This window comes from Devosia sp. A369, from assembly GCF_054489345.1.
Genome location: NZ_JBTMWV010000008.1, coordinates 108,743 through 121,303 on the forward strand (window position 1 = coordinate 108,743; position 12,561 = coordinate 121,303).

A 12,561-nucleotide genomic window follows, 5' to 3' on the forward strand; every position below is an offset into this window, starting at 1 on the left:
GCCGTGGAGCCAGCCGAGCTAGTCGTAATAGACCGAAATCCGCTGGCCGCCGATTTCGTGGACCTTGATGTCCATTTCGTAGATTTCCGAGAGCACCACCGGATCAATCATCTGGTCGGCCGGGCCCTGCCCCGCCACCTTGCCGTGCTTCATCGCCACGATGTAGTCGGAATACCAGGAGGCGAAATTGATGTCGTGCAGCACCAGCACCACGGTCTTGCCCAGCTCGTTGGCGGCGCGGCGCAGCAGCTTCATCATGCCCATGGCATGTTTCATGTCGAGATTGTTGAGCGGCTCGTCGAGCAGCACATAATCGGTGTCCTGACACAGCACCATGGCGACGAAAGCCCGCTGGCGCTGGCCACCCGAGAGTTCATCCAGGAAGCGGTCTGCCAGTTCCACCAGGTTGAGATAGGTGATGGCTTCCTCGATATGACGCTGATCCTCTGGGGTCAGCCGGCCCTTGGAATAGGGATAGCGGCCAAAGCTCACCAGATCGCGTACGGTGAGCCGCGCGGTCATGTGATTGTCCTGCCGCAGGATCGACAGCCGCCGCGCCAGCACGTCGCTGGGGGTCTTGGTGACGTCGAGACCGTTGACCGTCACCGTGCCGCTATCCATCGCCATCAGCCGGCTGACCATCGACAGCAGCGTCGATTTGCCGGCGCCATTGGGACCGATGATGGAGGTGATGCCACCGCCCGGCAGGGTCAGCGAGACGCCGTCGACGACGCAGGCATTGCCATAATGTTTGGTGACGCCATGGGTGACGATCAACGTGCAGCCCTCCGCAGGACGAGAATGATGAAGACGATGCCGCCGAGAAACTCGATGATGATCGAAAGCGCGGTATCGAAGGCGAAAACGCGTTCCAGCACGGTCTGGCCACCGACGAGGCAAGTGATGGCCAGCAGCACCGCTGCCGGCAGCACATATTTATGGCGGCTATTGCCGACCAGCGAATGCGCCAGACTGGCCACCAGCAGCCCAAAGAAAGTAATCGGCCCGACCAGCGCAGTGGATACCGCCACCAGCACCGAAACCAGCATCAGGATGATGACCACGGTGCGCTTGTAGTCGACGCCCAGATTGATGGCATGGGCACGGCCGAGCGAGAGAATGTCATAGGTATGCATCAATCGCAGCCCGACAAGGGTGACGGCGATGATGATGGCCGAGGCCACCGCCAGCAGCGTCGTATCCACTGTGGCGAAGCTGGCAAAAAAACTGTCCTGCAGCACGTTGAAGGCATTGGGATCGAGCATGCGCTGCATGAACTGGCTGAGGCTGCGGAACAGAATGCCGAAGACGATGCCGACCAGCACCAGCAGGGTCAGGCTGCGCTCCTCGCCCAGAAACAGCCAGCGGAACAGAAGGCCGGAAAACACCACCATGACGACGACTTCGACGCCGAACTGGAGTTGCGGATCGAGCGCGGTCAGCGCACCGACGCCGAGAAAGAACACCACGGCGGTCTGCAGCAGGATGTAGAGTGCGTCGAAGCCCATGATCGAGGGGGTCAGGATGCGGTTATTGGTGACAGTCTGGAACAGCACGGTGGACACCGCCACCGAATAGGCCACCAGGCTCAGCGCCAGCAGCTTCCGCCCCCGGAACGGCAGCACGAAGCTCCAGCTGCCCTTGGCCCCCAGCGTCATGAAGCAGGCGACGGAAATAAGCGCCAGCGCGCCGAGGATCAGCAGCACCAGCACCGGGCGGGTCAGCCAGACCGGCCGCAGCGACAGCTTGCCCAAGGTAGCGGTCTGGGTGTCAGGAGGCATGGCGACGCGTCCCCAGCAGCAGATAGAGGAACACGGCGCTGCCGATGACCCCGACCACGACGCTGATCGGGATTTCATAGGGATAGCGAATGACGCGGCCCAGAATATCGCAGGCCAGCACGAAGCCGGCGCCACTCACCGCCACCCAGGGCACGGTGCGGCGCATATTGTCGCCAACCATCAGGCTGACCAGATTGGGGATGATCAGGCCAAGAAACGGAATGGAGCCGGCGGTGACCAGCACCACGGCGCTGACCAGCGAGACGATGACCAGCCCCAGCACCATGACGCGCTGATAGTTCAGCCCCAGATTGGTGGTGAAATCCTTGCCCATGCCGGCCACGGTGAAGCGGTCGGCGGCGACATAGGCCAGACCCAGGCACCCCAGCCCGATCCACAGCAATTCATAGCGCCCGCGCAAAATGCCGGAAAAATCGCCCATGTTCCAGGCGAGCATCGACGCCATCAAATCGAAGCGATAGGCGAAGAAGCTGGTGACGGCGCCGATGATGCCGCCCAGCATGATGCCGACCAGCGGCACCAGCATGACATCGCGCAGCGGCACCACGCGCAGGATGCGCAGGAACAATGCCGTGCCGGCCAGCGCGAACGCTGCCGCGATCAGCATCTTGCCCATCAGCGGCCAGCCCGGCACGAAAATCGTCGCGACAAGAAAGCCGAGCCCAGCCGATTCCGTGGTGCCGGCAGTGGAGGGTTCGACGAAGCGATTGCGCACCACCATCTGCATCACCAGCCCGGCCACCGCCATGGAGCTGCCGGCCAGGATGATGGCCAGGGTGCGCGGCACCCGGCTGATCAGCAGCACCTGCATCGGCCGGTCTTCGGCACTGGTCGACAGCAAACCGCTCAGCGACACGTCGCTGACGCCGACAAACAGGCTGATGACCGCAAGGGCCAGGGTCGCCACGATGGCGAGGATGAGCAGGCGCACCGGCCGACCTTCCTAAAAACATCAGAAGCCCGGCGGCCTTGCGGCAGCCGGGCTGGGATCAAGTCAGGTCGATCAGCCGTTGAGGCCGGCCAGCACCTGGTCGAGCATCAGCATCACGCCGTTATAGCCATGCATGGTGATGTAGGCGGCCTGGGGGTCGAGGTAAACGATGTGACCTGCCTGGGCAGCCTTGGTCTGGTTGACCAGCTCATTGTCGAGCAAGGCCGCAGCGGCGCCAGCGTTTTCGCCGGTGCCGGCATCGCGGTCGACCACAAACAGCCAGTCGGGATTGGTTTCGAGGATATATTCGAAGGACACGCCGTCGCCGCCGTGATCGCCATCCTTGACGTCAGCCATGGCCGAGGGGATGCCGACCTGATTGTGGATCCAGGCGACGCGGCTATCGGGGCCATAAACGCCGAGCTTGCCGGCATTGGTGACCAGCACCAGGGCATTGCCCTTGCCTTCGGCAGCGGCGGTGACTTCGGCGACCTTGGCGTCGAGTGCGGCCTGCAGTTCAGCAGCCTTGGCTTCGAGGCCGAAAATGCCGCCCAGCGTCACCAGATTGGCTTCGAGGCCACCGATAATGTCGGCATTGTTCACCGACAAATCGATGGTCGGCAGGATGTCCTTGCCGGTCGGATAGGCGGCGGCCGAGCGGCCGGCGACGATGTAAAGGTCGGACTCGGAGGCGGCAATGCCTTCAAAATCGGGCTCGAACAGCGAGCCGATCGGCAGCGCATCAGCAGCCACGAAATCCTTGAGATAGCCCGGAACGTTGCCAGCCGGGGTGCCGGCGACGGCAACGCCGAGCGCATGCAGATTGTCGAAGGCAGCCCAATCGGACGTCAGCACCTTGGCGGGAACGCCACTGATCGTGGTCTCGCCCTGCGCGTGGGTAATGACCTTGTCCTGCGCCATTGCGGCCAGGGCGGAAAACGACAGCGCGCCGGCAACGAGCGCGGCGAAGAGTACGGGGGTACGGGTAAGCTGCAAGGCTGCTTCCAATCCAGTAACGGTCAATCGGGGGCGCGGTCAAAATCATGACTGCGTTGGTCCGGTTTACTAGCCAGATGAATCGGCGGAGTCAAAAGATAAGATGACGCATTCCATCATCTTTTTAATTGCCCGGCCGGAAATTAATCCGGCCGGGCCTGGAATCAGGATTTAGCCAGCAGATTGCGCAGCTTACCCAATGCGGTGGCATTGTCCTCGCCATAGGCGATGGTGCCCTGGAACCCGCCCTGCCGATCCAGCAGATACACCGAGGCGGTGTGATCCATGGTGTAGTCATCGCTGCCCTCGATCGGCACCTTGGCGTGATAGGCGCCCCAGGCCTTGGCTATCTTGTCGATCTCGGCTGGCTCACCGGTGAGCCCGGTGATGCGGTCGCTGACCCAGCTCACATAGTCGTCGAGGATGGCCGGCGTATCGCGTTCCGGGTCGACGGTGACGAAATAGGCGCGCAGATCCTTGCCCTCATCGCCCAGCGCCTCGAACCAGGCGCTCATCTCGGCCAGAGTGGTCGGACAAACGTCAGGGCAATGGGTGAAGCCGAAAAACAGCACCGAGGGATTGCCGACAAACACGGTTTGATCCACCGGATTGCCGCGCTGGTCGACCAGATTGTATTGCCCGACGCCGAAGCTGCCCGTGGTGGCGGTGGCAGTGGCAGTGGCAGCTGGCTGCGGGCGGAGCAAATAAGTGCCGGCGCCTACCACGGCCACGGCGGCAACGGCTACCCAGAGCCCGATACGAAAACGATGCATATTCATTAGTGCTGGTGCTCCATGGCTTCCGGCGCAGCGGCGGCTGCGGCCCCGACCGGCAGCATGACCTCAACCGTACCGGCCTTCTCAAAGGTCAGCGTCACCGGCACGGTTTCGCCTTCGACGAAGGCCTGATTGAGCCCCATGAACATGATGTGGATGCCGCCGGGCGCCAGCACGATGGTTTCGCCAGCCGGGATTTCAACGCCGTCTTCGAGCTGGCGCATCTTCATCACGTCGCCTTCCAGCGCCATTTCATGGATCTGCACATTGGTGGCGGCGGGCGAGGTGGCCGAGACCAGACGGTCAGCCTCGGCGCCGGTATTTTCGATGGTCAGGAAGCCGCCGCCGACCGGCGCATTGGGCAGGGTGGCGCGGGTGAAGGGCAGCGAGATATTGATCGGCCCGAGATGCGTGACGCCATTATGGGCGAAAGCGGGGGTAGCGGTGAGAATGGCGGCCACGACGGCGGCCTTGAGCAAACGGATCATGATGGAATTCCGGAAATTGAATTGGTCTTGCTGGCCCAGCGGCCAAAAATTCAGACCACAACCGGAGGCGCGCGCGGTCCACTCGGCGGCGCTGCGGCCGCCGCAATGATCGCCGGTTCGGTCGGCACGGCAATCGGCGCCAGCGCCATCAGCGTCAGCCCGGCGGGCAGCACGCTAGGCGTGGGCTGCACCAGATCGGTCTTGCCAACGCCGGTGGCGGGGCATTTGCTGACCGGATTATCCTGATCGGCGCCGATCAGTCCGGCTGGCGTACAGGTAACCCAGCTAGCGGTGATGGTGGAATAACCCAGCTCTTCGAAGCCCAACTGGCTGGCCCGCGCATGATGCAGCGGCGCCAGCAGCGTCAGCACATAGATGGCCAGCACGGCCAGGGCCGTCCCGATCTCTCTGCCGATGCTGCGCTGGCTGGACATGATCTCACTCATAGAATGCCACAGGCCGAGACGAAAGAGCTGAGTTGTCGCGGCAGCGCGATGCCGATGCTCACCACCTCGGCTCGCCCATCCACGGTGTCACCCCGGCCTTGAGCCCGAGCCCATCCCGGACGCATGCCACGGCCGCCAGGTGGTTCGGACAACCATCTCAGGCTGGGTCCCGGCTCAAGGCCGGGATGACATCGTGTGTGAGGTTGGCCCAGTGAGCCCCCTACACGCTCGGCACATAGGTCTCGCTGCACAGCGCGATGAAACTCTTCATCGCCGCCGAGAGCGGGCTGGTCTTGCGGCGGGCCACCAGCAGCTGACGCAGCGCCCAGGGCTCGGCCAGCGGGGCGCAGACCAGATCGGTGCCGGCCAGCAGATGGAGGCTCGTCGAGCGCAGAAAGCCAATGCCGAAGCCGGCCTCCACCATGCGCACCAGCGCCGGAAAACTTTCCACCCGCACGCTTTCCAGCAGCGGCTTGCCGGCGGTTTTCGCAGCCTCGGCCAGTAGCCGATCCAGCGAGCCGGCCAGATGAATGCCGACAATGGGATGATCGATGACCGTGGCGAAGCCGATATCCTTGCGCGGCTCGATGCGCGCGGCCAGTGGATGATCGGGCGGGGCCAGTACCCAGACGCGGTCATCCTCGAAGGCTTTGATTTCAAAACGGGTGAAATCGTAGTTGTCGGAGACAATGGCGATATCGGCCCGTCCCTCATCCAGCGCCAGCAGCGATTTGGCGGCGCTCATTTCCTGAATGTCGAGATCGATGCCGACATGCTTGGCAGCGTAATGCGCCAGCAATTCGGGTAGCCGCCCGGTCAGCGCCGAACTGGTGGCGGCCAGGCGCAGACTGCCGCGCTGACCGCTGCCGAAATCGGCCATCACCGCGTCGAGATCGGCGATGGCGCGCAACACTTTGCGGCAGCCATCGGCATAGGCTTCGCCGGCCGTGGTCAACCTTACGCCATGGGCCGAGCGATCGAACAGCACCACGCCCAGCCGGCTTTCCAGATCGGACACCCGCCGGCTCACCGCCGACGAGGCAATGCCTTCGCGCTCGGCGGCGCGGCCAATCGAGCCGGTGTCGGCCAACAGCAATATGAGGCGTGCGGTGACGCTATCGAACGGTGCCATGCCATCTCCCCAGATGAGCGGCACCATAACGATCAGCCGCCGATCAGCAAGGAAATGCCGCGCAGCAGGTAGTAAAAACCGATAGCGGTGACCAGCAGGCGCGTCCAACTCTTGAAATTGGCGTCGGTCAGTCGCTGCAATACCCAATAGCCGGCGCTGGTGCCGGCAATGGCGAAAGGCGCCGCCAGCGCCACCGCGCCCCATTCCCAGCCGCTCAGCACCATGGCGGCGTTCCAGTAAAACACCACCTTGCCGGCATGGTTGATCACCTGCGCCGCCGCCTTGGTGGCGATGATGGTGTGCCGGTCCATCGGGGTGCGGATGAAGAACATGTCGATGGTCGGCCCGGCCACGCCCACCGCCAAATTGATGCCGCCGCCGAGCAGGCCACAAATAAAGGCGTGATGCGGCTTGCTGGCATCGAGCGCCAGCCAGGATTGCGGTATCCACAACAGCGCCGGCAACACGCCGATGATGATGCAAACGCTCGCCAGATCGGGGACGTAGCGCACGCTGAACAGGATGACGCCGGCGGTAAACAGCCCCAGCGTCATAATCGCCAGCACGCGCCAATCGATGAATTTGCGCGAGAAATAGGCCCGCGAGCCATTGGCGATGATCTGGATGGCGCCTTGCACCGCAATGGCGGTGCCCACCGGCAGGATCAGCAGCAGGATGCCGAGCAGCACCAGCCCGCCGGCCATGCCGAAAATGCCTGACAGCGTGGCGGTGAAAAACACCGACGCCAGCAGAATGGCGACTATCGGCAAACTCATTATCTCAGTCCCTCATTGGAAGAACTCATGCCCGCTCCGCAGCGAGCGCGCCATGACAGATGCGGCATGAGGGGGTGCCGGAAGGCATAGCCAAGGCGTTCCGCAAACGCGATGTCATCCCGGCCTTGAGCCGGGACCCATCCTGAGATCGGGGGATGGGCCCCGGCTCAAGGCCGGGGTGACGCCGTGGGTGTTACGAGATGCTGCCCAAAGCTCGATCTGTACCTCCCCCTTGATGGGGGAGGCTAGGAGGGGGTGGAGCCACACAATCAAAATTCAGGACGAACGCTCACGTACTCGCCGCCCGCGCATTGGCCTGCGCCACCAGATCGTCCGGGATATCGTCAAAGCTGGCATAGTTCATATTATACAGCTTGGCGTAGAGCCCTTCCCTGGCCATCAGCTCGTCGTGATTGCCGGTTTCGATCATCTCGCCATTCTGCAGCACGATGATGCGGTCGGCGCCGCGAATGGTGGCCAGCCGATGGGCGATCACCATGCCGGTGCGGCCTTCGAGCAGGGTCAGCAGCGCCTTCTGGATCTGCCGCTCGGTGTAGGAATCGATATTGGCGGTGGCCTCGTCGAGCACCAGGATTTTGGCGTCAGCCACCAGCGCCCGGGCGAAGCTGAGCAATTGGCGCTGCCCCAGCGACAGATTGGAGCCGCGCTGTTCCAGCACGCTGTCATAGCCGCCCGGCAGGCGGGTGATGAACTCATGCGCGCCGACGGCCTTCGACGCCGCGATCACATCGTCCAGCGTCGCCGAGGCCTTGTTGTAGCGGATATTGTCGAACACGCTGCCGGTGAACAGGAACGGCTCCTGCAACACCATGGCGACCTGCTCGCCCAGCGATTCCTGGGTGATGTCGCGCACGTCATGGCCACCCACCAGCACCGCGCCGCCCTGCACCTCGTAGAAGCGGTGCACCAGCGACATGGCCGAAGTCTTGCCCGAGCCGGTCGGCCCGACCAGCGCCACGGTCTCGCCCGGCTTGACGGTAAAGCTGACATTTTTCAGCACCGGGCGGTCGGCGCTATAGCCGAACACCACGTCGCGGAACTCCACCGAGCCGTCCATGTCGCGCGTCAGCACCACGGCGTCGGGCTTGTCGGTGATCGAGGCGGGAATATCGAGCACTTCGGTGATGCGGCGGCCCGAGGTCATGGCGCGCTGCATGATGGAATATTGCATGGTCAGCGAGCGGATCGGGTCGAAGAAACGCTGGATGTAGAAGATGAACGCCACGATGACGCCGATCTCCAGACTGCCATTGAGCACCAGCGAGCCGCCGACCACGATGACGATGGCCATGGCGATGCCGGTGAGGCTGTCGACGATCGGCACCATCACCTGGGCAAAGCGCGAACCGGTGAGCTGGGTCTGCAGATTGTTGTAGGCCTTGTCGTCATACAGGTCGAAATTGACCTTCTGGCGATCCAGATTCTGCACGGTGCGGACGCCGTTAATGCCTTCGGCCATGGCGCCGGCGGTGATCGAATTGGTCTCATGCGCCGCCCAGAAAGCGCGCTTGGCCGGCGGCAGCCAGAAAATGCGCACGATGAACAGCACCGGCATGGTGGAGAGCGTCAGCAGCCCGAGGCGGAAGTCGAGCGTCAGCAGCACGGCGACAATGCCGAATAGCAGCACCAGATCGCCGACCGAGATCACCGAGGTTTCGAGGAATTCCTGCATCGAGCTGACGTCGCCCTGCAGCCGGCTCATCAGCCGGCCGACCTCGGTCTTGTCCATGAAGCTCAGCGACACGCGCTGCAATTGGGCAAACATGGCGCGGCGCATGTCGAACAGCACATGCTCGGCCACCTGCCCGACCTGGCTTTCCTGCACCCAGGAGGCGGCGAAATTGATCACCACCACCAGCGCGAACGAGCCGGCAGCCCATAACAGATTGGTGGTGTTGCCACCCTCGGTCATGCCGCTGTCGATGGCGCGGCCGATGATCAGCGGAATCGCCAATTGGGTCAGGGTAAAGATCAGCACTGCCGCGACCGACAGATAGATCTTGGCCTGATAGGGCGCGACGAACGCCCAGATGCGGCGCACCGTGCGCGGATCATAGGCCTTGCCGAAAATCTCTTCTTCGATGCGGTGGCTGCCGACGCTGGCGCGGGGCGGGCGCTGGCCCGGGAAAGCGGCGACGTCGCGGTCGTCTTCGTCAATGGCGCTCATTGGGCAGCGCTCCCCAGCTCAAGGTCGTCGGTGGGACGGGTCTGCAAATCATAGAGCGCGCGGTAGCGGCCGCCCTGTGCCAGCAGCTCCTCGTGGCTGCCCTGCTCGATGATCTTGCCGTCTTCGAGAAACAGGATGGTGTCGGCATGCAGCAGCGAGCTGAGGCGATGGCTGATCACCAGCGTCACCCGGTTGCTGGCATAGCGGCGGATGGCGCTGCGGATGCGGTGTTCGGTGCCGGCATCGATGGCGGCGGTGCTATCGTCAAACACCATCACCGCGGGTTTGAGCACCAGGCTGCGGGCAATCGACAGGCGCTGCCGCTGGCCGCCCGAGAGCGACACGCCACGCTCGCCCACCACCGTGTCGTAACCGGCGGGCAGGCCCATGATGTAGCTGTGCAACTGGGCGCTTTCAGCAGCCTTTTCGATCTTGGTCTCCTTGGACCAGGGATCGCCATAGGCAATGTTGTTCTCGATGGTGGTGGTGAAGAGGAAGCTGTCCTGCTGCACCACGGCGACGGCCCGGCGTAAAGATTGCAGCGACACCTGGCTGACATCCTGCCCATCAATGGTGATCTTGCCGCCGCTGACATCGTAAAAACGCGGGATCAGATGGGCGAGGGTCGACTTGCCGCTGCCCGGCGCACCGACAATGCCGATGGTCTGGCCGGCCTTGGCCTCGAACGACACGCCGTTCAGCGTGGCATGGGTGGCGCCCTCATAAGTGAAATGCACATCCTCGAAGCGCAGCGTGCCCTCGGTGACCTTGAGGTCCGGCACGCCGGGCGCATCGACAATGGCCAGCGGCTGATCGAGGAAGGCGTAGAAGCGCTCGCCGCAGGTGGAGGCGCGGGCGAAGGAGTTGACCATCAGGCCGAGCTGACGCACCGGCATCTGCAGAATGGTCATGAAGGTGAGAAAGCTGGCCAGCGTGCCGACGCTCATCTCGCCGGCAATCACCTTGTTGCCGCCGACCCACAGCACCAGCCCCATGGCGGCGAAGAAGGAAAAGGTCATGGCCGAGGTGTTGCGCACCCGGATGCGGACGCGATCATGCGCCAGCTCCAACGCCTCCTTGGAGGCCTGGTCGAACTTGGCCAGCTCGAAATCCTGCGCCGAAAACGCCCGCACGACGCGAATGCCGCCGAGATTTTCTTCCATCACCCGGGTCAGCGCCGAGAGCTTCTGCTGCAGGATGACCCAGGTGGCGCGCAGGGTCAGCTGGGCCGAGGACGAGCGCCAGGCGACGAAGGGCACAAAGCTCAGCGCCAGCAGCCCCAGCACCACATCGGTGGTCAGCAGCATAAAGGCGCCGACCCCGATCAGCACCGAGAGCAGGATCATGCGCACGAAGCCGGTGGAGAAAAACATCCGCACGCCGTCGAGATCGAGCAGGCCCATGGTGATCAGATCGCCGGTATGGACCTTGTCGTGATAGGAATAGGACAGGCGCTGCACCTTGTCGTAAAAGGCCAGCCGCAGCTCGTAGCCGACATGGTGGCCCACCGATTCCGAGTAATAATTCTGCACCAGCGTGAAGCAGCCGCGCGCCACCGAGACGCCGAGCAGCAGCATGGCGCTCATGAACAGCGCCGCCTCGGCCCCCTCGCCACCACTGCCCAGAATGCCCTGCGCCTGATCGACCGCGTGCCCCAATAGCCGCGGCACCATCAATTGCAACACCGAGGCAATTATGGTGGCGCCGATGGCGGCGCTCGCCTGCCAGGGATGGCGCAGCGAATACAGCGTGATCCGGGTCAGCGGGCTCTGGCCTTTGCCGGCATGCGCAGCGGCCACATGTTCCCGTGCATCGCCGCGTGAATGGACGCGGCCAGCCTTCTCGGTGGTCAAGGGAATATCCAGACGTCAATATAAGTGTGGGTCGAAATTGGGGGCAAACTACCGTATTCCGCAGTATCGGACCGGATTAGCTCGCCCGCTCAGTCAACCCTCATTCGCCCTACCATTCAAGACAGAATCGTCACAAAAAACGCAAATCGCAACGTTCCAACCCTCATTGCGGCACAGCGGGCGCCGGGTAGATGACAGCGGAGCATTGCCGGTTCTGGGCATCAAGCAGCGCCTGCTCGGCAGCGCTGACCATGCCGGTCTCGATGGCATTCCACAGCCCGTTCTTTTCGACCCCTTCCAGGCCGCATTGGCAATAGATGGTGCAGAGCGGCGCCGTGGTGCCGCCCGCCTCGCAGGTACTCTGGCAGGAGCGCAGGAAATCACTGCTGCGCATCGCCACCTGCGGTTGCAGCACCGCTGCGGCCGGATAGACCAGCCCGAGCAGGATCGGCTGGTGCAACAGATAGATCAGCAGGCTCCAGCGCCCGAGGAAAGCCAGCAGCTTGGGCAAGCGTCCGCCCGGCGCGATGGCGGCGAGCCGCTCGTACCAGCTTGAGGCCAGCAGCAGCCGGGTGGCGATGATGCCGACCAGCACCGCGCCGAACCAGGGGAATACCGGCACCAGATCATTGGTCGGCGGCGGAACCTGCCAGAAGCCGAGCCAGGACCACACTTTCTCATTGAACAGCGCGTCGGAGAAAAAGAAGGTCGGCGCAATGAAGACAATCGCTGCAATGATCACCAGCCACAGCGGCGTGCGCACGAAGCCCAGCCCGAGCAGGCTGAACAGCGCGATGGCATGCAGCACGCCGAAATAGACAAAACTATCCGGGAAGGTGAACCAGGTCGCCGCACTGATGATCAGCGCCCCGGCCAGCACAAACACCCAGCGCCGCCAGAAGCCGCGCCAGCGAATGCCCCGACCATGGCCGAGCACCAACCCAACCCCGACCAGAAACAGGAACGCCGCCAGAATGCTGCGGGCAAACAGCACCCATTCCGGGTCATGCCCCACATCGGCCGGGATGAAGCGGAAATAGCTGAGGTCCCAGCATAAATGATAGACGACCATGGCCAGAATGGCGACGCCACGGGCGATGTCGACAATGGCGAGGCGGGGGCGCGGCGAAGCAGTTTCACTCATGGCCGCACAATGGCTGGCGTCGCCGCCGG

General features: G+C 63.3%; 11 protein-coding genes and 1 pseudogene. All 12 read right to left on the reverse strand.

What is annotated here, in order from left to right:
- Window positions 1-18 precede the first annotated feature (18 nt).
- Window positions 19-777 (reverse strand): iron ABC transporter ATP-binding protein, encoded by a 759-nt coding sequence (locus tag ACX3OZ_RS12185; protein ID WP_459094671.1) that lies wholly within the window; start codon window positions 775-777, stop codon window positions 19-21.
- Complete coding sequence (locus tag ACX3OZ_RS12190) at window positions 774-1,781, reverse strand: iron chelate uptake ABC transporter family permease subunit (RefSeq protein WP_459104591.1); 1,008 nt, start codon at window positions 1,779-1,781, stop codon at window positions 774-776. The genes ACX3OZ_RS12185 and ACX3OZ_RS12190 overlap by 4 nt, the downstream gene beginning before the upstream one ends.
- Window positions 1,771-2,733 (reverse strand): ABC transporter permease, encoded by a 963-nt coding sequence (locus tag ACX3OZ_RS12195; RefSeq protein WP_459104592.1) that lies wholly within the window; start codon window positions 2,731-2,733, stop codon window positions 1,771-1,773. Before ACX3OZ_RS12195 ends, ACX3OZ_RS12190 begins: the two co-directional genes overlap by 11 nt.
- A gap of 72 nt (window positions 2,734-2,805) precedes the next feature.
- A complete protein-coding gene (locus tag ACX3OZ_RS12200; RefSeq protein ID WP_459104593.1) occupies window positions 2,806-3,729 on the reverse strand; it encodes a siderophore ABC transporter substrate-binding protein in 924 nt (307 codons plus the stop codon).
- Between the two features lie 164 nt (window positions 3,730-3,893).
- A complete protein-coding gene (locus ACX3OZ_RS12205) occupies window positions 3,894-4,502 on the reverse strand; it encodes an SCO family protein (RefSeq protein ID WP_459104635.1) in 609 nt (202 codons plus the stop codon).
- 5 nt (window positions 4,503-4,507) lie between these two features.
- Window positions 4,508-4,993 (reverse strand): copper chaperone PCu(A)C, encoded by a 486-nt coding sequence (locus ACX3OZ_RS12210; RefSeq protein ID WP_459104594.1) that lies wholly within the window; start codon window positions 4,991-4,993, stop codon window positions 4,508-4,510.
- Window positions 4,994-5,043: 50 nt separating this feature from the next.
- Window positions 5,044-5,427, reverse strand: a complete 384-nt coding sequence (locus ACX3OZ_RS12215; protein ID WP_459104595.1) for a hypothetical protein — start codon at window positions 5,425-5,427, stop codon at window positions 5,044-5,046.
- Window positions 5,428-5,659: 232 nt separating this feature from the next.
- On the reverse strand, window positions 5,660-6,571 hold the full coding sequence (locus ACX3OZ_RS12220; RefSeq protein ID WP_459094665.1) for a LysR family transcriptional regulator: 912 nt from the start codon (window positions 6,569-6,571) through the stop codon (window positions 5,660-5,662).
- Between the two features lie 32 nt (window positions 6,572-6,603).
- Entirely contained in the window at window positions 6,604-7,347 is a 744-nt protein-coding gene (locus ACX3OZ_RS12225) for a TSUP family transporter (protein WP_459094664.1), read from the reverse strand.
- Window positions 7,348-7,636: 289 nt separating this feature from the next.
- Window positions 7,637-9,535: an ABC transporter ATP-binding protein gene (locus ACX3OZ_RS12230; protein ID WP_459104596.1), complete on the reverse strand. Its 1,899-nt coding sequence runs from the start codon at window positions 9,533-9,535 to the stop codon at window positions 7,637-7,639.
- Window positions 9,532-11,388: an ABC transporter ATP-binding protein gene (locus ACX3OZ_RS12235; protein ID WP_459104597.1), complete on the reverse strand. Its 1,857-nt coding sequence runs from the start codon at window positions 11,386-11,388 to the stop codon at window positions 9,532-9,534. Before ACX3OZ_RS12235 ends, ACX3OZ_RS12230 begins: the two co-directional genes overlap by 4 nt.
- 460 nt (window positions 11,389-11,848) lie before the next feature.
- Window positions 11,849-12,532: pseudogene (locus tag ACX3OZ_RS12240) on the reverse strand (heparan-alpha-glucosaminide N-acetyltransferase); the annotation flags it as partial.
- Window positions 12,533-12,561 lie beyond the last annotated feature (29 nt).

Excerpts from the sequence above, each read along its gene's own strand:
- ACX3OZ_RS12205 (WP_459104635.1), bottom strand. The coding sequence starts at position 4,502 with ATGCATCGTTTTCGTATCGGGCTCTGGGTAGCCGTTGCCGCCGTGGCC.
- ACX3OZ_RS12210 (WP_459104594.1), bottom strand. The coding sequence starts at position 4,993 with ATGATCCGTTTGCTCAAGGCCGCCGTCGTGGCCGCCATTCTCACCGCT.
- ACX3OZ_RS12220 (WP_459094665.1), bottom strand. The coding sequence starts at position 6,571 with ATGGCACCGTTCGATAGCGTCACCGCACGCCTCATATTGCTGTTGGCC.
- ACX3OZ_RS12230 (WP_459104596.1), bottom strand. The coding sequence starts at position 9,535 with ATGAGCGCCATTGACGAAGACGACCGCGACGTCGCCGCTTTCCCGGGC.
- ACX3OZ_RS12190 (WP_459104591.1), bottom strand. The coding sequence starts at position 1,781 with ATGCCTCCTGACACCCAGACCGCTACCTTGGGCAAGCTGTCGCTGCGG.
- ACX3OZ_RS12225 (WP_459094664.1), bottom strand. The coding sequence starts at position 7,347 with ATGAGTTTGCCGATAGTCGCCATTCTGCTGGCGTCGGTGTTTTTCACC.
- ACX3OZ_RS12215 (WP_459104595.1), bottom strand. The coding sequence starts at position 5,427 with ATGTCCAGCCAGCGCAGCATCGGCAGAGAGATCGGGACGGCCCTGGCC.